At 73.1% G+C, this 20,782-nt stretch carries 18 protein-coding genes and 1 pseudogene; 5 read left to right on the top strand and 14 right to left on the bottom strand.

Annotated elements, in window-relative coordinates; genetic code table 11:
- Nucleotides 1-17: 17 nt before the first annotated feature.
- Nucleotides 18-356 carry a DUF952 domain-containing protein gene (locus Air01nite_RS00875; RefSeq protein ID WP_203699800.1) on the bottom strand — a complete coding sequence of 113 codons (339 nt, stop codon included), beginning with the start codon at nucleotides 354-356 and terminating at the stop codon, nucleotides 18-20.
- Nucleotides 353-910: a GNAT family N-acetyltransferase gene (locus Air01nite_RS00870; protein ID WP_203699799.1), complete on the bottom strand. Its 558-nt coding sequence runs from the start codon at nucleotides 908-910 to the stop codon at nucleotides 353-355. Before Air01nite_RS00870 ends, Air01nite_RS00875 begins: the two co-directional genes overlap by 4 nt.
- A 198-nt stretch (nucleotides 911-1,108) precedes the next feature.
- Here Air01nite_RS00870 and Air01nite_RS00865 point away from each other — a divergent pair, with 198 nt between their 5' ends.
- Entirely contained in the window at nucleotides 1,109-2,014 is a 906-nt protein-coding gene (locus tag Air01nite_RS00865) for an MHYT domain-containing protein (RefSeq protein WP_203699798.1), read from the top strand.
- 19 nt (nucleotides 2,015-2,033) lie between these two features.
- Nucleotides 2,034-3,257 carry an FAD-binding protein gene (locus Air01nite_RS00860; RefSeq protein WP_203699797.1) on the top strand — a complete coding sequence of 408 codons (1,224 nt, stop codon included), beginning with the start codon at nucleotides 2,034-2,036 and terminating at the stop codon, nucleotides 3,255-3,257.
- On the opposite strand, the gene Air01nite_RS00855 is transcribed toward Air01nite_RS00860, so the two are convergent.
- Genes Air01nite_RS00855 through Air01nite_RS00840 form a run of 4 tightly spaced genes read right to left on the bottom strand, consistent with a single transcriptional unit; the run spans nucleotide 3,254 to nucleotide 8,001 of the window.
- The gene (locus Air01nite_RS00855) at nucleotides 3,254-3,817 is read right to left on the bottom strand and encodes a TetR/AcrR family transcriptional regulator (RefSeq protein WP_203699796.1); all 564 of its coding nucleotides are present in this window, start codon (nucleotides 3,815-3,817) and stop codon (nucleotides 3,254-3,256) included. The two genes, Air01nite_RS00860 and Air01nite_RS00855, sit on opposite strands and share 4 nt — an antisense overlap.
- The gene (locus tag Air01nite_RS00850; RefSeq protein WP_203699795.1) at nucleotides 3,810-4,622 is read right to left on the bottom strand and encodes an alpha/beta fold hydrolase; all 813 of its coding nucleotides are present in this window, start codon (nucleotides 4,620-4,622) and stop codon (nucleotides 3,810-3,812) included. Before Air01nite_RS00850 ends, Air01nite_RS00855 begins: the two co-directional genes overlap by 8 nt.
- A gap of 32 nt (nucleotides 4,623-4,654) precedes the next feature.
- Nucleotides 4,655-7,108, bottom strand: a complete 2,454-nt coding sequence (locus Air01nite_RS00845; protein ID WP_203699794.1) for an FUSC family protein — start codon at nucleotides 7,106-7,108, stop codon at nucleotides 4,655-4,657.
- Nucleotides 7,109-7,137: 29 nt separating this feature from the next.
- Nucleotides 7,138-8,001, bottom strand: coding sequence for an NAD(P)-dependent oxidoreductase (locus tag Air01nite_RS00840; protein ID WP_203699793.1), 864 nt, complete (start codon nucleotides 7,999-8,001; stop codon nucleotides 7,138-7,140).
- Between the two features lie 69 nt (nucleotides 8,002-8,070).
- Here Air01nite_RS00840 and Air01nite_RS00835 point away from each other — a divergent pair, with 69 nt between their 5' ends.
- Complete coding sequence (locus Air01nite_RS00835) at nucleotides 8,071-8,652, top strand: TetR/AcrR family transcriptional regulator (protein ID WP_203699792.1); 582 nt, start codon at nucleotides 8,071-8,073, stop codon at nucleotides 8,650-8,652.
- Here the strand turns inward: Air01nite_RS00835 and Air01nite_RS00830 are convergent.
- Entirely contained in the window at nucleotides 8,642-9,970 is a 1,329-nt protein-coding gene (locus Air01nite_RS00830) for a GMC family oxidoreductase (protein WP_239090407.1), read from the bottom strand. The two genes, Air01nite_RS00835 and Air01nite_RS00830, sit on opposite strands and share 11 nt — an antisense overlap.
- A 64-nt stretch (nucleotides 9,971-10,034) precedes the next feature.
- Nucleotides 10,035-11,228 (bottom strand): MFS transporter, encoded by a 1,194-nt coding sequence (locus Air01nite_RS00825; protein WP_203699790.1) that lies wholly within the window; start codon nucleotides 11,226-11,228, stop codon nucleotides 10,035-10,037.
- A 19-nt stretch (nucleotides 11,229-11,247) separates the two neighbouring features.
- Here Air01nite_RS00825 and Air01nite_RS00820 point away from each other — a divergent pair, with 19 nt between their 5' ends.
- Nucleotides 11,248-11,814: a CGNR zinc finger domain-containing protein gene (locus Air01nite_RS00820; RefSeq protein WP_203699789.1), complete on the top strand. Its 567-nt coding sequence runs from the start codon at nucleotides 11,248-11,250 to the stop codon at nucleotides 11,812-11,814.
- Here the strand turns inward: Air01nite_RS00820 and Air01nite_RS00815 are convergent.
- The 6 genes and pseudogenes from Air01nite_RS00815 to Air01nite_RS00790 all read right to left on the bottom strand — a co-directional run bounded on the left by Air01nite_RS00815 (nucleotide 11,781) and on the right by Air01nite_RS00790 (nucleotide 19,376).
- Entirely contained in the window at nucleotides 11,781-12,758 is a 978-nt protein-coding gene (locus tag Air01nite_RS00815) for a Gfo/Idh/MocA family protein (protein ID WP_203699788.1), read from the bottom strand. The genes Air01nite_RS00820 and Air01nite_RS00815 overlap by 34 nt on opposite strands.
- 19 nt (nucleotides 12,759-12,777) lie before the next feature.
- Entirely contained in the window at nucleotides 12,778-13,992 is a 1,215-nt protein-coding gene (locus Air01nite_RS00810; RefSeq protein ID WP_203699787.1) for an MFS transporter, read from the bottom strand.
- Nucleotides 13,993-14,059: 67 nt separating this feature from the next.
- Complete coding sequence (locus Air01nite_RS00805) at nucleotides 14,060-15,763, bottom strand: glycerol-3-phosphate dehydrogenase/oxidase (protein ID WP_203699786.1); 1,704 nt, start codon at nucleotides 15,761-15,763, stop codon at nucleotides 14,060-14,062.
- A 68-nt stretch (nucleotides 15,764-15,831) separates the two neighbouring features.
- Complete coding sequence (glpK, locus tag Air01nite_RS00800) at nucleotides 15,832-17,349, bottom strand: glycerol kinase GlpK (RefSeq protein WP_203699785.1); 1,518 nt, start codon at nucleotides 17,347-17,349, stop codon at nucleotides 15,832-15,834.
- Between the two features lie 275 nt (nucleotides 17,350-17,624).
- Nucleotides 17,625-18,398, bottom strand: a pseudogene (locus tag Air01nite_RS00795) (MIP/aquaporin family protein); the annotation flags it as partial.
- A gap of 414 nt (nucleotides 18,399-18,812) precedes the next feature.
- A complete protein-coding gene (locus Air01nite_RS00790; protein WP_239090406.1) occupies nucleotides 18,813-19,376 on the bottom strand; it encodes a hypothetical protein in 564 nt (187 codons plus the stop codon).
- A 195-nt stretch (nucleotides 19,377-19,571) separates the two neighbouring features.
- On the opposite strand from Air01nite_RS00790, the gene Air01nite_RS00785 reads away from it, so the two are divergent.
- A complete protein-coding gene (locus Air01nite_RS00785) occupies nucleotides 19,572-20,747 on the top strand; it encodes an efflux RND transporter periplasmic adaptor subunit (protein WP_203699784.1) in 1,176 nt (391 codons plus the stop codon).
- Nucleotides 20,748-20,782: the final 35 nt, after the last annotated feature.

Raw genomic sequence — 20,782 nt, 5'->3', positions numbered from 1 at the left:
CACGCGGGCGGCGGCACTCAGGGCAGTGCCGCCGCCACCGCCTCGTCCACGGGAAGGTCGTCGCGGAGCGTGATCGCGGCCACCACGGCCGACAGCGGCATCGCCGCGTACAGGTGCGGGAACAGCGCGCCGCCCCGGGAGACCTCCCAACGCAGGTCGGCGCCGAGCACGTCCGGGTCGACGGCGAGCATGGTCAGGTCGCTCTGGCCGGCGAACACCCGGGCCGCGGTCTCGACGACCTGGTCGGCCGCGGAGAAGTGGATGAAGCCGTCGCCGCGGTCGAAGTCGGAACCCGCGTAGACCCCGGCGGCCTCGGCGGCCCGCCATTCCGCGGTGCTCAGCAGCTTGTAGATCACCGGCCCGAGCCTACCGGCGCGGTCGGCACCCAGAAGCGCAGTTTTCCGCCGCGCTCGTCCTCGAACACGCCGCCGTTGGCCTCGATCACCTTCCGTGACCCGACGTTGTCGACGTCGCAGGTGACCAGCGCGGACTCGATGCCGAGGCCCCGCGCGACCGGCAGCGCCGCGCGCAGCATCGCGGTCGCGTGACCCAGCCGACGGGCGGTCACCCGCACGTCGTACCCGATGTGCCCGCCCAGCTCCAGCAGGAACGCGGTGAGCCGGTGCCGGATCGCGATCCGGCCGAGGTAGGCGTCGTCGTCGACCCACCACAGTGTGGTGGCGGGCACGAAGTTCGCCGGCCGGGGCGACTCCTCCAACGCGTCCGCGCGCAGGCCGGTGACGTAGTCGGCGAAGACGTCAGGGTCAGCCCAGCGGTCACCATATTCCCGGATCTCGCGCCCGATCATCGTCTCGTCGCCGGCGCCGCCGCGCCCTTCGGACCGGAACTCGGCCATGGCCGTGAGGAAGGAACGCTGGACGTCGACCGTGGGCGGCAGCAGTGCGGGCATGCCCGCCTTCCTACCACCCGAGGTGGTGTCCACGCCCCTGAGTTCCGCTGATCGGACGCCCGACGCGATGCATCGACGCACGCCGTCCGGTCAGCGTGAGGCTACACAATGCTTTCTGACCGAAAGTTGCATGTTCATCGTCCCATCGATGGGACATTGTTGATCTCGCAACCAGTTGGCGGGGGACGGAAGCGGACAATGGCTCATATCGACCAATTCGGGTACGGCTGGATTACTCCGGCGCTGAGCTACGCGCTGTCGGTGCTGGGTTCGGTGCTCGGCCTGATCTGCGCGCAGCGCGCACGCGAAGCACACGGCACCGCGCAACGGGCCTGGTGGCTGATGCTCGCCGCGTGGGCGATCGGCGGCACCGCGATCTGGAGCATGCACTTCATGGCGATGCTCGGCTTCTCGGTCACGGGGGCGCCGATCCGCTATGACATCGGTCTCACCGCGGCCAGCGCGCTGATCGCCATCGTGACGGTCGGCATCGGCCTGTTCATCGCCGGAATGGGCCGGTCCATGCTGGTCAAGGTCCTCATCGGCGGCGTGGTGGCCGGCCTGGGCGTGGCGGCGATGCACTACACCGGAATGGCCGCCATGCGGCTGCACGCCGAGGTCCACTACGACAGCACCCGGGTCGGCCTGTCGATCGCCATCGCGGTGGTCGCGGCCGCGGTCGCGCTCTGGCTGGCCACCAACGTCCGGGGCGCCCTCGCCCTGTTCGGCTCGGCCCTCGTGATGGGCGTCGCGGTCAACGGCATGCACTTCACCGGCATGTACGCGATGTCGGCCACCCTGCACGAGGAGCAGGGCACCGCGTCCGGCGCGACGGCGTCCAACCTGCTCGTGCCGATCGTGCTCGCGGTGATCCTGGTCGTGATCGGACTCGTCTACGCGGTGCTCGCCGCGCCGACGGCCGACGACCGGGCGGGCGTGGAGTACATCCAGAGCCGGATGGCCGACCGGCTCGACAGCCTGACGCCCGAGGCGCCGGCGCCGGCGCCGGACCCGCACGGCCTCGCGGCCCGGTCGGGCGACGGCGCGGCCAAGCCCAACCCGGGCTCCGACGGGCTGTCGTCGCGGTTCCAAAGCCGCCGCTGATCACCTAGCGTTGCTGCTCATGGAGTTCAACTGGGCCCGCAGCCACCGGTACGGCGCGCCGCGGCTGGCCAGCCCGGCGACGGTCGACGAGGCCCGCGAGCTGGTCGCGGGCGCCGACCGGGTGCGGGCGCTCGGCACGCGGCACACGTTCACCGGCCTCGCCGACACGCCCGGGCTCCTGCTCTCCACCGCGGGGTTGCCGATGGACCTCGAGCTCGACGAGGCCGCCGGCACGGCCACGGTCGGTGCGGGCGCCCGCTACGGCGAGGTCGCGGTCGCGCTCGACGCGCGCGGCTGGGCGCTGGCGACCATGGCCTCGCTGCCGCACATCTCCGTCGCGGGCGCGGTGGCGACGGGCACGCACGGCTCCGGCGACCGCACCGGGTCGCTCGCCGCCGCCGTCCGCGCGGTCGAGCTGATCGGCCCGGACGGGGCCCTGCGCCGGGTCTCCCGCGGCGAGCCCGACTTCGCCGGCAGCGTGGTCGCGCTCGGGGCGCTCGGCGTGGTGACCCGGGTCACCCTCGACGTCGAACCGTCCTATGTGGTCAAGCAAGCGGTCTACCGCGACCTGCCGTGGTCGGTGGCCGAGACCGGGTTCGACGCGCTCACCGGCGCCGCCTACAGCGTCAGCCTGTTCCTCGACTGGTCGAGCGACCGGATCGCGCAGGTCTGGCTGAAGAGCCGCGGCGACCTGCCCGCCGACCTGTTCGGTGCGACCGCGGCCGACGAGCCGGTGCACATGCTGGCGGGCGCGCCCACCGAGGCGGTCACCGGCCAGCAGGGCGTGCCCGGGCCGTGGCACGAGCGGCTGCCGCACTTCCGGCTGGCCTTCACGCCGAGCCGCGGCGAGGAGCTGCAGAGCGAGTACCTGCTGCCCCGGTCGGCGGTCCAGGAGGCGTTCGCCGCCCTGCGGCCGCTCGGCGCGCGGATCGCCGAGGTGCTGCAGGTCACCGAGATCCGCACGGTGGCCGCCGACGACCTCTGGCTGAGCTGCGCGTACGGCGGCGACGTGGTCGGCATCCACTTCACCTGGGTCAAGGACGCCGAGCGCGTCTATGCCCTGCTGCCCGACATCGAGGCGCTCCTGCTCCCGCTGGGCGCCCGGCCGCACTGGGGCAAGTGCTTCGTCTCCACCGAGGTCGCCGCGCTTTACCCCCGGATGGCCGACTTCCGCGCGCTGCGCGCCCGCGTCGACCCGGCCGGCAAGTTCAGCAACGCCCTGGTGGACAAGCTGGTCGGTTAGGGCCAGGTGCGCAGGGCGCGGTCGAGGGCCTCGACGAGCTGGTCGAACGAGGCGGCGACGCTCTGCGGCAGGCCGAAGCCGCCGGCCGCGTCGATGGCGACGAAGCCGTGCAGCGCGCTGCGGGCCACCCGGACGGCGTCGATGGCGCGTTCGCCGCTCAGGCCGTACCCGTCGAGCATGGCCAGGAAGATCGCGACCGCGCCCTCGGCCGCGGCCTGGTGCTCGGTGTCACCCCGTTCCGGTGCCCGCAGCGCCGCGGCGTAGGGCCCCGGGTGGGCGCGGGCGTAGTCGCGGTAGGCGGCCGACACGGCGCGCAGCGCGTCGGTGCCGCTGCGGCCGACGGCGGCCGCGGTCGTGGCCGCCGTCAGCTCGTGGATGCCGCGCAGGGCCAGCAGCCGGCGCAGCCCGTCGAGACCGGCGACGTGCTTGTAGAGGCTGGGCAGGGTCACGCCGAGCTGGCTGGCCACCTTGGCGAGGGTCAGCCGGTCCAGGCCGACCTCGTCCGCGAGCCGCGCCGCCTCGTCGACGACGACCGCCGGCGTCAGGCCGGCCCTAGGCACCTGCGGACACCTTGCCGAGGAACGCGACCAGGGCCGGGTTGACCAGGTCGGGCCGCTCGGCCTGCGGGTAGTGGCCGGCGTCGGGCACCAGCACCAGTTCGGCGTGGAGCGACTCGGCGACGAAGCGGGCCTCGGCGATCGGGTCGGGCCAGTCCATGTCCTTCTCGCCCATGACCACCAGCGCCGGCGCGGAAACCCGCGACAGCCGCTGCTCGGCCGGCGCGTGGCTGGTGCCGGCGGTGGTCCGGAACGACGCCAGGTGGTCGGCGCTGCGCAGGCTCTGCTTGATCCGGAGTTGGTGCGCGGCGAGGTCGGCCGGCGGGTTGCCGGGGTAGTAGCGCTTGTAGTAGCCGGCCCAGGCGCCCGGACCCCACGGCTTGCGCAGCATCAGCGAGACGGCCAGCTTGGCGCCGGCGCTCAGCTTCGGGTCGCGGACGAACGGGCCCAGCAGAGCCAGCGCGGTGACCGCGGCGGGCCGCTCCGCCGCGGCGTAGACGGCGGCGCCGGCGCCCATGCTGTTGCCGAGCAGCGCGGCGGGACCGCCGCCGAGGTGGTCGATCAGGTCGAGCGCGTCGGTGGCCTGTGCCACGTCGTCGTAGGCGTCGAAGCCGTCGGAGCTGTCGCCGTGGCCGCGGGAGTCGAAGGTGGCGACCCGGTAGCCGGCGTCCACCAGGGCGGGGACGGTGAACCGGAAGACCGAGCGCAGGTCGCCCATGCCGTGCAGGCCGACCACCAGCGGGCCGTCGCCCTGGACGTCGTATGCGATGCGGCGTCCGGCGCCGCGGTCGAGGTAGTTAATGTTCATAGCCAAAAAGCTAACCCTATTAACTTCGTTCGTCAAGTCCCGGTCCGCCGGGCCGGCTCGGCGAGGCTGACCTCCACCCGGCGGGCGGCGTCGAGGTGGTCGGCGGTCCAGATCACCCGGACGGCGGTGGCGCTGTCGCCCCCGTCCTGGCCGGTCAGGTCGGGCTGGAGCGCCTCGACCAGCTGGCGGTCGGCGGTCACGTCGGCGGGTTCGGGAGCCGGTGCCGTGCGCTCACCGGCGATGCTCGCGGCGAGGTCGGCGTACCAGCGCTCGGTGGTCCGGCTCGTGCGCAGCAGCAGCGAACGGGCGGCGGCGCGGTCGCCGGCGCTGGTGTGGTCCCGCTGCCACAGGTCGAGCACCGCGTCGGAGGCGATCCGCAGCCCGGCCACGCCGTTGACCAGGCTGGTGATCTCGGCGAGCGGCATCGTCTTGGCGCCGCGCTCGGTGAGGTAGGTGCGGAACGTGTCGTCGAGCCGCCGGGCGGCCGCCGCGGACCGTTGCGCCTCCGCGGTCGGCGGCGGCGGGCGGACGGCGCCGTCACAGCAGGACGCCGCGTACGCGATGGCGGCGTGCAGGTAGCGGGCGCTGCTGTCGTAGGCGTCGGCGAGCGCGACGCGCAACTCCTCGCGGGCGCCGCGGGGCCAGAGCAGCAGCCCGACCAGCAGGCTGATCCCGACACCGATCGCGATGTCCTCGATCCGGATCAGCCCGAGCTGCCAGCCGGCCGGCTGGAGGATGTTGAACAGGATCAGCAGCGTGACCGTGAACGCGGCCTGCCCGGCGGCGAACGAGATCAACGCGGGCGCGATGCCGGCCATCAGGATGGCCACCGGCAGCAGGGCCCAGAGCACGTCGATGTTGGTGCCGATGCCGATCAGGATCACGGCGCCGATCACGAAGCCGACGACGGTGCCGGCGATGGCCCGCACCGCGCTCTGCCCGGTCGCGAGGGCGTTGGAACGCAGCACGGCGAGCGCGCCGAAGATCACCCAGAACGAGTGCTGGACGCCGGTGTAGTGGACGACCACGACCGCGGCGGCCACGCCGACCGCGCCGCGCAGGCTGTTGTGCAGCCAGGTGGAGTGCCACTGGAGGTGGGCAAGCGCGCGCTCGCGCGCCGTGGCGAACGGGCCGGACAGGCCGCCGGGCTGCTGGCCGAGGGCGCGCTGGAGCCAGGTGCGGCGCTCGGCGGCGACGCTCAGCTCGACGTTGCGGGCGACGAGGCGGACCGCGTACGCCATCTCCTGGACGCGGAAGCTGGGTTCCAGCGCGCTCACGAGCTCGGCCGACCGGCCGTCGCCGGTGATCCGGGTCGCCGTCGTCGCCGTGCCCATCCGGCGCAGCGCCGCGTCGAGCCGGCGCTGTGCGGCGTGCAGGTCGTCGGGCGGGCGCTCCGGGTTCTCCAGGAGGTCGGCCGCCGCGTCCAGCAGGTCACCGGTGGCCTCCTTGGCCGCGGCGGCCGACTCGGTGCCGCCTGCTGCGGTCGCGGTTGGTCCGATGCCGCCGGCGCTGGCTGCTGGTTCGTTGCCGCCGGCGGCGTCCGCGATTGGTCCATTGCCGCTTGCGGCGGCCGCGGTTGGTCCATTGCCGCTTACGGCGTCCGCTGGTCCGGTGCTGCTGGCGGCGTCCGCTGGTCCGGTGCCGTCGGTGGCGGCTGCTGGTCCGGTGCCGAAGGTTCGGGGCACGGGGTGCCGGACGACGTCGCGGATCCAGCCGAGCTCGTCGATGAGCCGCACGCGGGTGCGGGCCGAGGTGGTCAGGCCGGTGGGGCGGATGGGGGTGGCGAGGAAGCCGCGGTGCAGGCTCCGGACGGCCTCGTCCGCCTTGTCGACGAGGGCGGTGTAGTCGTCGTGCGACGGCCCGCCGCCGCGCCAGATCGCGGCACCGGCGTGCATCGTGTCGGCCAGCGCCCGGCACGCGGCGACCGTCGGGGCGCGCAGCGGGTCGCGGGCCGGCGAGGGCCAGAGGAAGCGGACGGCGAGCAACGAGGCGCCGGCGGCCAGCCCCCAGCCCGCCAGGCGGGGGATGACCTGGCCGGCGCCCGCGGGCAGCGACACCGCCAGGATCACCGCGAGCAGCAGCGAGACGCTGGCGCCGGCCAGCACGGAGCTGACCACGCCGGAGAACAGGATGAGGAACGCGACGAGCAGGATGATCGGGGCGGCGAGCCAGACGTGCGGTGAGACCAGCGTGCCGATCGCGATCAGGACGCCGCCGGCGATGACCAGCCAGAGCTCGGCCTGGATCCGCTCGCGCATGGGACCGCCGAACTCGACGAGCAGGAGCTGGCAGAACACGCCGATGGCGGCGAACGTGCCGATCGAGACGGAGCCGATGACCTCGAGCCCGATCGCGAAGACGCTGGGCGCCACGACCGCGGCCCGGGCGGCCCGGCGGACGGCGCCGTCGACCCAGAGGCGGTGGGCGAAGCGGGCCGTGGCGTTCACCCACGCGACCTGGGTCATCACCCGCCCCAACACCGACATATCGGGAAATTAAGAATCTTTCTCCCAGGCTAACACCGTTGGGTGGTGGTGCGGCGTTCGATGGCGTGCAGCACCGCGGCCATGTCGGCGGGGCCGTGGCCGAGCGCCAGGGTCTCGGCATAGAGCGCGTGCGCGGCGTCCAGCAGCGGGGAGGCCAGCCCGGCCTGGCGGGCGGCCGCCGCGACGAGGCGGTTGTTGTCGAGCACGTTGGCGATCGACGCCTGGACCGCGAAGTCCCGGTCGACGAGCTTGCGAGCCTTGACCCGGGAGACCGCGCTCGCCATCGGGCCGGCGTCGAGCACGGTGACGAACTGCTCCAGGTCGAGCCCGTGCCCGGCGGCGAAGTGCACGGCCTCGGCCAGCCCGGTGACCAGGGTGATCAGGTAGAGGTTGACGGCGAGCTTCATGGTCAGGGCACCGGGCACGGGGCCGCAGGTGAACGCCGCCCGGCACAGTGGGGCGAGCAGGGGCTCGACGATCGCCACGGTGTCGGGGTCGCCGGCCAGCATGACGACCAGCTCACCGGCCTCGGCGGGCTTGCGGGACCCGGAGACGGGCGCCTCCACGTACCGGCCGCCGCGCGCCGCGACCGTGGTCGCGAGGGCGCGCGAGTGCTCCGGGGCCGTCGTGCCCATGTGGACGATGATCTTGTCGGTGAGCGGCGCGTCGCCGAGCGTGGCGTCGATGGCGGCCGCGTCGGCCAGCATCATCAGCAGCACGTCGACCTGTTCGACGAGCGCGGCCGGGCTCGTGGCGACCGTCGCGCCGGCGTCGCGCAGTGGCTCGGCGCTTGCCGCGGTGCGGTTCCAGACCACCAGCGGTGTGCCGGCGCGGAGCAGGTTGTGCGCCATCGGTGCACCCATCACGCCGAGACCGGCGAATCCGACCCGCATGCGCTCACCCCCTATGACGGCCGTCATAGTAGCCTCGGTTATGACAGTCGTCATAGGGGGTGAGCGCGCATGGCCGAGCGCGGTCCGCGCGAGCGGATGGTGTTCAGCACGGCCCAGCTGATCCGGCGCGAGGGCGTCACGGCGACCGGGCTGCGCGACGTGGTGGCGCACGCGGAGGCGCCGCGCGGCTCGCTCGGACACTACTTCCCGGGCGGGAAGGAGCAGCTCGTCAACGAGGCGGTCGACTGGGCGGGCCGGTACGCGGCCAACCGGATCGACCGCTTCCTGGCGGGCATGGCGCGGCCGACGCCGAGCCGGCTGTTCGCCGCGATGGTGCGGCAGTGGACCGACGAGTTCGCCGCCATCGGCTTCGACCAGGGCTGCCCGGTGGCGGCGGCCACGGTCGACGCCTCGGTCACCGAGTCGACGCGGGCCGCGGCCGCGGCGGCGTTCTCGGCGTGGCGGGCGCCGATCGCCCGGGCGCTCGTGGGCATGGGCGTGCCGGCCCGCAAGGCCACCGCCGCCGCCACGCTGATGGTCAGCGCGCTGGAGGGCGCGATCCTGATCGCCCGGGCCGAGCGCGACACCCGCGCGCTGACCACGGTTGCCCGGGAGCTAGGCCCGCTGCTGGACGGCTACGTCACCCGCTGAGCCCGGTGACCAGCCGGGCGGCGCGCTCGGCGACCGCCAGGGTGGCCGCGTGCGTGTTGCCCGTGACGATCGACGGCACCACCGACGCGTCGGCGACCCGCAACCGCTCGACGGCGTGCACCCGCAGCTCCGGGTCGACCACCGCCGCGCCGTCGATGCCCATCCGGCAGGTCCCGACCGGGTGCGAGCAGGGCGTCACGGTGTCGCGCACGTACTGCGCCAGCACGGCCGCGCTGTCCACCGTGGAACCGGGGAACTCCTCGACGCCGCCGAGCGCGGGCGCGGCGCCGATCTCGCGGGCCATCCGCAGCCCGGTCACCAGGCGGTCGACGTCCGTGTCGTCGGCGAGCAGGGCCGGGTCGATCAGCGGCTCGGCGTACGGGTCGTGGTCGCGCAGCCGCACGGTGCCCCGGCTGTGCGGGCGGGTGAGGGCGAACACGACCGAGTAGCCGTCCTCGTCGCCGGGCTCGTTGCGCGGATGCAGCGGCCGGGCGCCGAACGCGATGTGCAGGTCGGGCGGCCCGTCGGCTTCGGTGCTGGCCAGCACGTGCGAGGTGCCGTCCGGCAGGCGTGCGCCGGAGGCGTAGGCGACCTGCGAGCGTGGGTGGTCGTGCAGGTTGGCGCCGACGCCGGGCAGGTCCACGATCACCGGCAGGCCGAGGTCGCGGAGGTGGTCGCCGGGCCCGATGCCGGAGAGCATCAGCAGCCGGGGCGACCCGATCGCGCCGGCGGCCAGCAGCACCTCGCCGTCCACCCAGGTCACGGTGGTGCGCCCGGCGGCCTGGTGTGCCACGCCGCGGCAGGCGCCGTCCTCGACGACGAGCCCCACGGCCTGCGCGCCGGGTAGCACGGTCAGGTTGGGCCGGTCGGCGACGGCCGCGAGCCGGTCCTCGGCGTGGTCGGCGTCCCGGTCGGGCTGCGGGTGGTGCCCGGTCTGGAGCGCGGCGGCCGAGAACGGGTCGGCGGTGGGCCCGAAGGGCGAGGCCGCGCCGGCGCCGAGCAGCGGCAGCAGCGCGTCGTAGGTCCAGCCGGTGGCGCCGGCCTCGGCCCACGCGTCGTAGCTGCCCGGGTCGCCGAGCCCGGGCATGAGCCCGTCGGCGGCGCTGGAACCGCCGAGCGCCTTGCCCAGTGGGTAGGCGAGCGCGGCGCGATCGGCGTCGACCTGCGGAACGGTGTGGAAACCCCAGTCCGCGGCGGGCGGCACGGCGGGGCCGGCCTCCAGCAGGAGCACGCTGACGTCGGGGTCCGCGGACAGGCGGGCGGCCAGCACACAGCCGGCCGTACCGGCGCCTACCACGACATAGTCGTACGAGCGCATGGCGGATCCTCCCGGGGATCGGCCCATCAGTCGATGCTAGGCATGCCCGGGCGCCGTCCGCAGCTCAACGGGTCATCTGCGCGACGCGGGGCGCGGTCGCGGTGGCCAACGGCAGCAGGGCGACGAGCTGGGCCGCGCCGACCAGGAGGAGCACGCCGCGCGGAGGGAGCCAGGCGGTGACCGGGCCCGTGACCGAGGCGCCGAGGGCGAAGGCGCCGACCTTGATGCTGGCCGCCGTGGCGACCACCTGGCCGTAGCGGCGGGCCGGGACCGACTGCTGGCGCACCGCCAGGGTCGCGGCGAGCATCGGGCCGGTCGCCACCCCGCCGGCCGTCGCCGCGGTCAGGGCGACCACCAGGGTCGGCGCCGCGGCGACCGCCGCCAGGGACGTGCCGAGCACCGCAAGCGCAGCCGCGAGGACCGGGATCGGCGCGAACCGGGTCAGCAGCCGGGCCGAGGCCAGGGCGCCGGCCAGGGACCCGGCGCTCATCGCGGTCAGGAACCAGGCGCCGTGGGCCGCCGGGTGTCCGAAGTGGATGGCGAGCAGCGGGAAGCCGACCGGCAGCAAACCCTGCGCCGCGAAGCCCAGTGTGGTCGCGGCGGTGGCCGCCCGCAACGGCCGGACCCGCCACAGCAGGGCGAGCCCGTCGCGGACCGCGGTCGGCAGCGGCTCCCGGTCGGCGGGTTCCGCGGCCGGGCCCGGCATCGGCGCCCGGGCCACCAGCGGCAGCGCGATCGCGGCCAGGGCCGCTGTGGCGGCGAGCGCGGGGCCTGCGTCGGCCAGGCTGGCGACGACCGCGACCAGCGCGGGGCCGCCGAGGCCCGCGACGTCGTAGCTCGCGGCGTCGGCCGCGTTGGCGCGGGGCAACCCGCCGGCGGTGGTCAGGCGGGGCACCAGGGCGCTGAAGCCGCCGGTCAGCACCGGGGCGGTCAGCCCGGCCAGCAGGCCGAGGCCGATCAGGGCGGGCGCCGGGGCGTGGCCCGCCAGCAGCAGGATGCCGGTCAGCGCGCCCGCCAGGGTGAGTTGGTTGGCCAGGAACAGGGCGCGGGGGCGGCGGGCCCGGTCCAGCAGGGCGCCCAGCACCGGGCCCGTGGCCAGCGTCGGCAGGGCGAACGCCGCGACCACGAGGCCGGCCAGGCCGGCGTCGCCGGTGCGGGCGACCACGTGCAGCGCCACCGCCACCGCGGCCGCCTCGTCGGCCAGGCGCGAGCCGGTCGCCGCGACCAGGAGGCGGGTCGGCGCTGTAACGGGTTGCACGTCGAGTACCGTAACAGGCGTGACCGCGTTCGGATACTCCCGCTGGGCCGCCCTCGCGACCGCGCTCGCCAACACGGGGCCGAGGCAACGGCACGCCGACCTGCTGCGCGCGCCGGGTGACCTCGCCGCCCTGCTGCGCGCGCACGACGAGCCCGAGCCGGTCGAGGTCGACGGCGCCGACCTGCGGGACGCCCTGGCCGCCCGGGACGCGTTCACCGCCGTCTTCGACGCGCGCGACGAGGCCGCCCTGGCCGAGCGCCTCAACGCCATGCTCGCCGGCAATGCCCGGCCGAGGCTGGTCGCGCACGCCGGCGTACCCCTGCATCTGCACGTCGACCCACCCGGCGCGTCCTGGGGCGGCTGGCTCGCCGCGTCCGGCGCCATGGGGCTCGCGCTGCTCGTCGCCGAGCACGGCGCGCACGTGCTGGGCAGGTGCGCGGCCGAGGACTGCCGCGACGCGTTGCTGCGGACCGGTGCCGGGCCGACCCGGCGGTTCTGCTCGGGAACGTGCGCGAGCCGGGTACGCGTCGCCGCGCACCGGGCGGCCGCGCGTCAGGGCCGCAGGGGCAGCCCGGCCGCCTCGTAGATCCCGTCGATCAGCGACATCGTCGCCACCGAGTCGTCGGGCGGGGTGAGGTTGGTGCGCCGGCCGTGCACGGCCGCCACGAACGCGCGGAGCTGGTGCACGTAGGTTGGCTCGCCGCCGAACCGCTCCTGCTGCCGGCGCCCGTCGACGGTCAGTGAGAACCGCGACGGGAGCTGCGGTGTCGCGTAGTTGAACACCGACATCGTGCCGCGGGTGCCGACCACCTTGGCGCGGATGCTCAGCACCGTCGATGACCACATCGACGCCTGGATCCGCCCCGTGCCGCCCCCGGGGAGCGTGAAGTCGGCGGTCATGGCCCGGTCGACGCGCGGGTCCCGGCGCAGCGGCAGCGCGTGGGCGGCGGTCACCACCGGCTCACCGGGGCTGAGCATCCGCAGGCAGTGCACCGCGTAGCAGCCGGCGTCCATCAGCGCCCCGCCGGCCAGGTCGTACTGGTAGCGGATGTCGCGGAAGCGGGGGAGCGGGAAGCACATCGAGGTCTCGACGCGCTCGATCGCGCCGAGCAGGCCCTCCCGCACCACGCCGGCCATCCGCCGCGCGAGGGGGTGGTAGCGGTAGTGGAACGCCTCCATCACCACGAGCCCGGTGCCGGCCGCGGCGTCCCGCACCTCGATCGCCTGGGCGGCGTTGCTGGTGAACGGCTTCTCGCACAGCACGTGCTTGCCGGCCGCGATCGCGGCGAGGGTCCACCGCGCGTGCAGCCCGTTGGGCAGCGGGACGTAGACGGCGTCCAGGCTTGGATCGGAGACCACGTCGTCGTACGAGTCGTGCACGGTCGGGATGTGGTGCCGCCTGGCGAACCGCGCCGCGCGGGCACGGTCGCGCGCGGCGATCGCGGCGACCTCGACACCGTCGACGGCCTGCGCCGCCCGGAACAACGCCGCCGGCGCGATCCGCGCGGCGCCGAGCACCCCGATCCTCACCGCCGCAGTCTAGAAGCTCCTAGGCGGGTTGCTCCGCCAGCGCGGCCGTCTCGACAGCGGCCGGGATCGCCATGGACCGCTCTGCCTCGCCGAGCAGCCGGTGGCCCGTGGCGAGCACCGCGATCGCCAGCACGAAGGTCACGCCGCCCACGTAGAACGGGACCGACAGGGACCACGCGTCGGCCAGCTTGCCGGCGACGAACGGTGCGAGGCCGCCGCCGATGAACCTGACGAAGCCGTACGCCGAAGAAGCGACCGGGCGCTCGACCGGCGAGACCAGCATGACCGCCTGGGTGGTCAGCGTGTTGTTGATGCCGATGAACGCGCCGCTGACGATCACGGCGACGATCACGACCGTCGGGGTGGACACCCCGGCGGCGATCACCGCCATCACCACGCCGAGCGCGGCGAGGTTGACGTAGAGCACCTTGGCCGTGCCGAACCGGGCCTGCAGCCGCGGCGCGAAGAACACGCTGAACAGCGCGACCAGCAGACCCCAGCCCGTGAAGACCAGCCCGAGCCGGTGTGCGTCCAGTTCCATCGGGTACGGCGCGTACCCGAGCATCGTGAAGAAGCCCCAGTTGTAGAGCAGCGCGGTCAGGCCCATCACCAGCAGCCCACGGTGCCGCAGCGCTTTCAGCGGCGCGGACAGGCTCGTCGGGCGCGCAGGCTTGGGCAGCTCCGGCACGAATGCGACGGTCGCCACCAGCGCGATGAACATCAGCGCCGAGACGCCGAAGAACGGACCCTTCCAGCTGATGCTGCCCAGTTCGCCGCCGAGCAGCGGACCCACCGCGATGCCCAGGCCCAGCGCCGTCTCGTAGAGGATGATCGCGCCCGCGAAGCCGCCGCTGGCCGAGGCGACGATCACGGCGAGGCTGGTCGCGATGAACAGCGCGTTGCCCAGGCCCCAGCCGGCCCGGAAGCCGACGATCCCGCCGATCGAGTCCGACGCGCCGGCCAGCGCGGCGAACACCACGATCACCGCCAGGCCGACGATCAGCGTGCGCTTGGCGCCGATCCGGCTGGCGGCCGCGCCGACCACCAGCATCGCGACCGCGGTCACCACCAGGTAGCTGGTGAACAGCAGCGAGACCTGGCTCGGCGTCGCGTGCAGGTCGTCGGCGAGCGCCGGCAGGATCGGGTCGACCAGGCCGATGCCCATGAACGAGACGACGCAGGCGAACGCGACCGCCCAGACGGCGCGCGGCTGCTTGAACGGGTTGGTGGACATAGCTGTACTATACAGGTTGTTGGGATGGTGAGAGGGGACCCGGTCGCGGATCCCCTCTCGTGAACGGTCAGCCCAGGTCCACCGCGACCAGGCGGGCGGCGTCGGCCGCCTGGTCGTCGGTCGCCTCCTGCGCCTTGCGGTCCGCCTCGATGGCCTGCTCGTAGGCCGCCACCTCGCGGTCCACGTCGGCCTGCGTCCAACCCAGCACCCGGCCCATCAGCCGGGCCGCGTCCGGCGCCGCCTCGACACCGCGGGAGAACGTCTCGAAGTACGCCCGCGTGCGCCGGGCCAGCACGTCGTCGAGGTGCAGCGCGCCCTCGTTGCTGGCACCGTAGAGCGCCTCCGCCCGCAGGTAGTCGTCGGCACCGGGCAGCGGGTCGGCCAGGCTCCGGTCCTGCGCGATCAGCCGCAGCACCTCGAAGCAGAGCGAGCCGTACCGGTTGAGCAGGTGCTCGATGCGGTGCACGTGCAGGCCCCAGATCTCGGCCAGCTCGTGCCGCTGGTTCCACAGTGCCCGGTAGCCGTCGGCGCCCAGCAGCGGGATGTCCCTGGTCACCGACTCGGGCACGTTCTCCTGTTCGAGCCCGCGCACGGCCGCGTCGACCGTGTCCTCGGCCATCTTGCGGTAGGTGGTGTACTTGCCGCCCGCCACCACGACCATGCCGGGGACCGGGCGGGCCACCGAGTGGTCGCGGGACAGCTTGGCGGTGGACTCCGCGGCACCGGCCACCAGCGGGCGCAGTCCGACGTAGACGCCCTCGATGTCCGCCGTGGTCAACGGGTTGACCAGCACCCGGTTGACGTGTTCGAGCAGGTACTCGATGTCCGTCGAGGTGGCCGACGGGCGCGCCTTGTCGAGGTCCCAGTCGGTGTCGGTGGTGCCGATCAGCCAGTGCCGGCCCCACGGGATGACGAACAGCACGCTCTTCTCGGTGCGCAGGATCAGCCCGGTGTCGAGCTGGATCCGGTCGCGCGGCACCGTGAAGTGCACGCCCTTCGAGGCGTGGACGTGGAACTCGCCGCGGGTGTCGGCGAGGTGCTGCGTGTCGTCCGTCCACACGCCCGTCGAGTTGATCACCTGCTTGGCCCGGACCTCGCGGGTCTCGCCCGTCATCAGGTCCTCGACCAGCGCGCCGACCACCTGGTCGCCCTCGCGCAGGTAGTCCAGGACGCGGGCCCGGTTGGCCACCAGCGCGCCGTAGCTCGCCGCCGTGCGTACCACGGTCATGGTGTGCCGGGCGTCGTCGACCTGCCCGTCGTAGTACTGCACCGCGCCGATCAGCGCCGACTTCTTGAGGCCCGGCGCCACCTTCAGCGCGCCGCGCCGGGTCAGGTGCTTGTGGTGCGGCACGCCGCGCGCCGTGCCCGACGTGAGCCCCATGGTGTCGTAGAGGATCAGGCCGCTGCCGACGTACGGGCGTTCCCAGAAACGGTGCTTGAGCGGGTAGAGGAACTGCACCGGATGCACCAGGTGCGGTGCGATCCGTTGCAGCAGCAGCCCACGCTCCCGCAGCGACTCGGCCACCAGGCCGAACTCGAACTGCTCCAGGTAGCGCAGGCCGCCGTGCATCAGCTTGCTCGACCGGCTGGACGTGCCGGACGCCCAGTCGCGGGCCTCCACCAGCGCGGTCGACAGCCCACGGGTGACCGCGTCGAGGGCGCAGCCGGCACCGACCACGCCGCCACCCACCACCAGGATGTCCAGCTCGCGCTCGGCCATCCCGGCGAGTGCCCGGCTTCGTTGTGCTGCGGAAAGGGCCACGGCCTCCACGGCAACCTCCTGCTGTCATGCGGTGGGGCGCCGCATGCGCGTACGCCTGCGACGCCCCGGTTGGTACCTCAGTCGACCTCGACCCAGTTCATCGTCCGGTCGACGGCCTTCTTCCACATCTTGTAACCTTCGGCCCTTTGCTGGTCGTTCCATTCGGGCGTCCAGCGCCGGTCCTCGTGCCAGTGCGCACGCAGCTCCTCGACCGAGTTCCAGTACTTCACGGCGAGGCCCGCGGCGTACGCGGCACCGAGCGCGGTGGTCTCGGCGACCACCGGCCGGCTCACCGGCACACCCAGGACGTCGGCCTGCATCTGCATCGCCAGGTCGTTGGCGGTGATGCCGCCGTCGACCTTGAGGATGTCCAGCGTGACCCCGGAGTCCTTCTGTGCCGCCTCCACCACGTCCTTGGACTGGTAGCAGATCGACTCCAGCGTCGCGCGGGCGAGGTGGCCGGCCGTGTTGAACCGCGACAGGCCGACGATCGCGCCACGCGCGTCGGACTTCCAGTACGGAGCGAACAGACCGGAGAACGCGGGTACGAAGTAGACACCCCCGTTGTCCCGGACACTGCGCGCCAGGGTCTCGCTCTCGGCCGCGTTGCGGATGATGCCGAGCTGGTCGCGCAGCCACTGCACGGCCGAGCCGGTCACCGCGATCGAGCCTTCCAGTGCGTACACCGGGTCCGTGTCGCCGAACTTGTAGCAGACCGTGGTGATCAGGCCCGCCCGCGAGTGGACGATCTCGTTTCCGGTGTTGAGCAACAGGAAGTTGCCCGTGCCGTAGGTGTTCTTCGCCTCGCCGACGGCGAAGCAGACCTGGCCGACCGTGGCCGCCTGCTGGTCGCCGAGCGACGCGGGAAGTGCCACCTCGCCCTTGAACGGGCCGCTGGCCTTCGTCATCCCGTACAGGTTCGGGTCCGACGACGGCCGGATCTCCGGCAGCATCTGCCGCGGGATGTTGAAGAACGAGAGGAGCTCGTCGTCCCAGTCGAGCGTCTCCAGGTTCATCAGCATCGTCCGGCTGGCGTTGGTGACGTCGGTGATGTGCAGACCGCCGTCCCGTCCGCCGGTGAGGTTCCACAGCACCCACGCGTCGGTGTTGCCGAAGATGGCCTCGCCGTTCTCCGCGGCCTCGCGGACCCCGTCGACGTTCTCGAGGATCCACTGGATCTTCCCGCCGGAGAAGTACGTCGCCGGCGGGAGACCGGCCTTGCGCCGGATGACGTCGCCCCGGCCGTCGCGCTCGAGCGCGGCCGCGATCCGGTCCGTCCGGGTGTCCTGCCAGACGATCGCGTTGTAGTAGGGCCGCCCTGTTCGGCGGTTCCACACCACGCTCGTCTCGCGCTGGTTGGTGATGCCCACCGCGGCGAGGTCGCCGGCCGACAGGTTCTGCCGGCTCATCGCCGTGGTGATCACCTCCTGCGTGCGCTGCCAGATCTCGAGCGGGTCGTGCTCGACCCACCCGGCCTGCGGCAGGATCTGCTCGTGCTCGACCTGGTGGCGCCCGACCTCGCGCCCCTCGTGGTCGAAAATCATGAATCGTGTGCTTGTCGTTCCCTGGTCGATAGCGCCTACGTAATCCGCCATCTCAGTCGTTCCTTCCGGGTTCGTGGGTCCGGTCGCTATCTGTTGGGCCCTGGCCCCGGATCTGTCGGCCCGGCACCGGGATCTCGTCCGCCACCCGGATAGTCACGTCCCGTTCCGGGACCACCACCCGGTCGACGCGGATCCTCACCGCGCGGTCCAGGCTGGATCGGACCCCGCTCGCCGGTCGGCGTGCCGGTCTCGGCGGCGCCGGTCGCGTCGACAGGAGTCTCGATCTCGCCACCACGGCCCGCGGGCGGGGCTGCGGCCTGGAGGAACGGCAGAACACGGCCGATGAGCAGGACGTAGATCAGACCACCGATGAGGCCACCGATGATCGGTGCCACAATGGGCACCCACCAGTAGAGCTGGTTGTACTGATCTCGCCAGGCCGTTCCGTATCCGGTGATGTAGGACGCCAATCTAGGCCCGAAGTCACGAGCCGGGTTGATGGCGTAGCCGGCGTTGGTGCCCCAGGCCATACCGATCGCGACAACGACGATACCCACCATGAACGGTGTCAGGTTCGACAACGGCGGGTCGTTGAGCCGGTCGGTCAGCACGAAGATCAGGAACACCAGGATCGCCGTGCCGATGACCTGGTCCAGGAAGCCGCCCCACAGGCTGACCGGCAACGAGCCGTTACCGGGCAGGGTGGAGAAGACGATCTGCGTCTTCCTGGTCAGCCCCGGGTCCGCGTTGTGCAGCACCGAGTTGTACGCCCAGCGCACCAGGAGAGCACCACAGAAGGCGCCCAGGACCTGCGCGAAGATGTACGGAACGACGTTTCGCCACGGGAACTTGCGGAACGTGGCGAGTGCGATCGTGACCGCCGGGTTCAGGTGCGCACCACTGATGCGTGCCGCGGTGTAGACACCGAGCACAACACCGAAACCCCATGCCCAGGCGATCGAGTTGTGGTCACCAAGCGCTGACCCACCGGCCACCACCTGTGCCACTACACCGATACCGAATAGCAGCAGAATCATCGTGCCCAGGAATTCGGCAATCATCTGGACCACGATGTTTTGTCTGCTGAGAATTCCTCTCATCCCAGCCACAGCTTTAGCCCCCCAACAGCGTGCAACCTGGCGAATCGCTGATGGCAGTCACCGCAAGGAAGCGCGCCTGAAGGCCAACAAAAAGGATGAAGGCCCCAACCAGGGGATAGACACGTAACTAACGGCTATGTCTGAATATTCGGATTCGCCCTCTATCACCGTCAGTCAAGCACGTGACCTCTGATAGGGCCACAGCCAATGGCTTTAAACCCGAGATTTGCTCTTTTTTTACGACGGGATGCGGCGCATGCGAGGTGTCGCCCGATTTCCCGGGGCCGAAATCGCGGCCGGAGTCGATCACCTATGTCAGGCTAACCCGCCGCACCGTGCCGGGAGTCCGGATCGCACACCATCCACAATGGCGGTAACCGATGGTGCCGCGGCCGTCCACCGTGGCCGGTGTGGTCACGCGGTGGGGGTCGGCGTGGGCCGCAGCACCGCACAGGCCTGCTCCGCCTCGGCACTCGGCGTGGTGCCGGGCGTGGCGCCGTGGTCGCTGAGGCAGTTGCGGTAGGCGGTGTCCGCACCGCGGTTGCCGCCGCCCCGGCGGTCGCCCTGGCCCCCCGGCCCCATGCTCGGGCGGACCGACGCGCACGCCTCCTGGGCCTGCTGCCACTGCTCCTCGCTGACGCCTTCGGGCCGGAGGCCGCCGAAGCCGCCACCCGGCCCGCCGGCGCCCGGCCCACCTGACGGGAAGCCGCTCGGACGCCCCGACGGGAAACCTTCGGGCCGTCCGGAGGGGAAGCCTTCCGGCCGGCCGGACGGGAAGCCGGACGGGCGTCCCTGTCCCGCGCCCGGCTGGCCGGACGGAAGCGTGATGCCGTGCTGGCTGAGGCAGTCCCGGTAAGCGGTGAAGCCGCCGTCGTCCGTGCCCGACGCGCCCGCGGCGTCGCTCTCGCCGCCGCAGCCGGCGAGGGCCAGGAGCATGGCGGCAGCCGCCGCGAGGACGAAACCTGACCGTCGGGGCACGACGCCTCCTATGTGGGGGTGTGGTCGTGCCGCGGGGTTCGGGGCTGTCTCCCGCGGCACGCGGGGCTCATGCAACCGGTGCGACCTCCGGGCCACCTCGGGTGAAGCTGGGAATCAGCTCAGGACCGCGGCTCCCAGCCAACTCCGAGGTGCGGTCGAGGAAACGCCGACCGCCGCCCGGGACACTCTGCGCCCATGGGTCTGTGGCGGCGGCGGTGGCCGTGGGTGGCTGGTGGGGTGGTCGCGCTGCTCGCGGCCGGCGGTGCGGTGGCGGTGGCGCTCACCCGCGAACCACCCGCCGTGCTGTCGACGGCGCAGACCGCCAAGGTCGACCGCGGGGCGGTCTCGCTGGCCGTGGCGACGTCCGGCACGCTGTCGCCGGCCCGCAGCTACGCGCTCGGCTTCGGCACGGCGGGCACGGTCACCACGCTCGCCGTGCACGCGGGTGACAAGGTGGCCAAGGGCCAGGTCCTGGCCCGGATCGACGACACGGCGGCCAAGGAGCGGGTGTCGTCCGCGCGGGACGCGGTGGACCGGGCCGGCGACGCCCTGGACGCGGCCGAGTCGGCGGGGACCGCCACGTGCGGTGGCCGCACGGTGCAGAGCGCGCTGCGCACCACGCCGACCGTGCCGGCGTCGCCGACGCCGACGGCCCGACCCAGCGCCACCGCCCGCCCGGGTGCGTCGCAAGGCACGCAGTCGCGACCACCGGCGACGACCGCGCCGTCGGCCGGCCGCACCGGCGGTGCCTGCACGGGCTCGACCGAAGACCCGGTGCTGCGGGCCCGCCAGCAGCTCACCGCCGCTGGTGTCACGCTCGCCGACGCGGAGGACGCGCTGGCCGGCACCACGATCAAGGCGCCGGTCGCGGGCACGGTCCTGTCGGTCTCCGGCGCGGTCGGCGCGTCGGTGCCCGCGGGCAGCTCGGTGGTCACCATGGCGGATCCCGCGACCATGCAGGTCACCGCCACGTTCCCGGAGGCCGACGCCGGCCGGCTCGCGGCCGGGCAGACCGCGACGGTCACGCTCGCCGACCGCGCGGACGCGCCGCTGACGGCCAACGTCGTGCAGGTCGATCCGGTCGGCACGACCGACGGATCGCTCGTGGTGTTCGGCGCGCAGCTCGCGTTCGAGCAGGCGCCGCAGGACGTGCTGGTCGGGCAGAGCGCGGCGGTCCGGGTCACGGTGGCGTCACGGAGCGATGTGCTGCGGGTGCCCAGCACCGCCGTCCGCGCCGACGACACCGTGCTGGTCCGCGACGGTGCCGGCGACCGCGCGACCCAGGTCGCGGTCGGGCTGCGCGGTGACGCGTACACCGAGATCACCGGCGGACTCATCGATGGTCAGGAGATCGTCACAGCTTCCTCCTAGGGCGTTCCCAGGCAGTTCCGAGCCACGAACCGTAA

It is taken from the genome of Asanoa iriomotensis (assembly GCF_016862515.1).
GTDB lineage: Bacteria > Actinomycetota > Actinomycetes > Mycobacteriales > Micromonosporaceae > Asanoa > Asanoa iriomotensis.
The sequence above is the reverse complement of the archived record's forward strand: the minus strand, read 5'-3'. Positions and strand labels throughout refer to the sequence as shown.

What these genes read in the sequence shown, in the direction of transcription:
- Air01nite_RS00840 (WP_203699793.1), bottom strand. Translation starts at nt 8,001, where the DNA reads ATGCGGGTCGGATTCGCCGGTCTCGGCGTGATGGGTGCACCGATGGCG.
- glpK (WP_203699785.1), bottom strand. Translation starts at nt 17,349, where the DNA reads ATGGCGGATTACGTAGGCGCTATCGACCAGGGAACGACAAGCACACGA.
- Air01nite_RS00850 (WP_203699795.1), bottom strand. Translation starts at nt 4,622, where the DNA reads ATGAACATTAACTACCTCGACCGCGGCGCCGGACGCCGCATCGCATAC.
- Air01nite_RS00810 (WP_203699787.1), bottom strand. Translation starts at nt 13,992, where the DNA reads ATGTCCACCAACCCGTTCAAGCAGCCGCGCGCCGTCTGGGCGGTCGCG.
- Air01nite_RS00830 (WP_239090407.1), bottom strand. Translation starts at nt 9,970, where the DNA reads ATGCGCTCGTACGACTATGTCGTGGTAGGCGCCGGTACGGCCGGCTGT.
- Air01nite_RS00865 (WP_203699798.1), top strand. Translation starts at nt 1,109, where the DNA reads ATGGCTCATATCGACCAATTCGGGTACGGCTGGATTACTCCGGCGCTG.
- Air01nite_RS00870 (WP_203699799.1), bottom strand. Translation starts at nt 910, where the DNA reads ATGCCCGCACTGCTGCCGCCCACGGTCGACGTCCAGCGTTCCTTCCTC.
- Air01nite_RS00835 (WP_203699792.1), top strand. Translation starts at nt 8,071, where the DNA reads ATGGCCGAGCGCGGTCCGCGCGAGCGGATGGTGTTCAGCACGGCCCAG.
- Air01nite_RS00785 (WP_203699784.1), top strand. Translation starts at nt 19,572, where the DNA reads ATGGGTCTGTGGCGGCGGCGGTGGCCGTGGGTGGCTGGTGGGGTGGTC.
- Air01nite_RS00860 (WP_203699797.1), top strand. Translation starts at nt 2,034, where the DNA reads ATGGAGTTCAACTGGGCCCGCAGCCACCGGTACGGCGCGCCGCGGCTG.
- Air01nite_RS00845 (WP_203699794.1), bottom strand. Translation starts at nt 7,108, where the DNA reads ATGTCGGTGTTGGGGCGGGTGATGACCCAGGTCGCGTGGGTGAACGCC.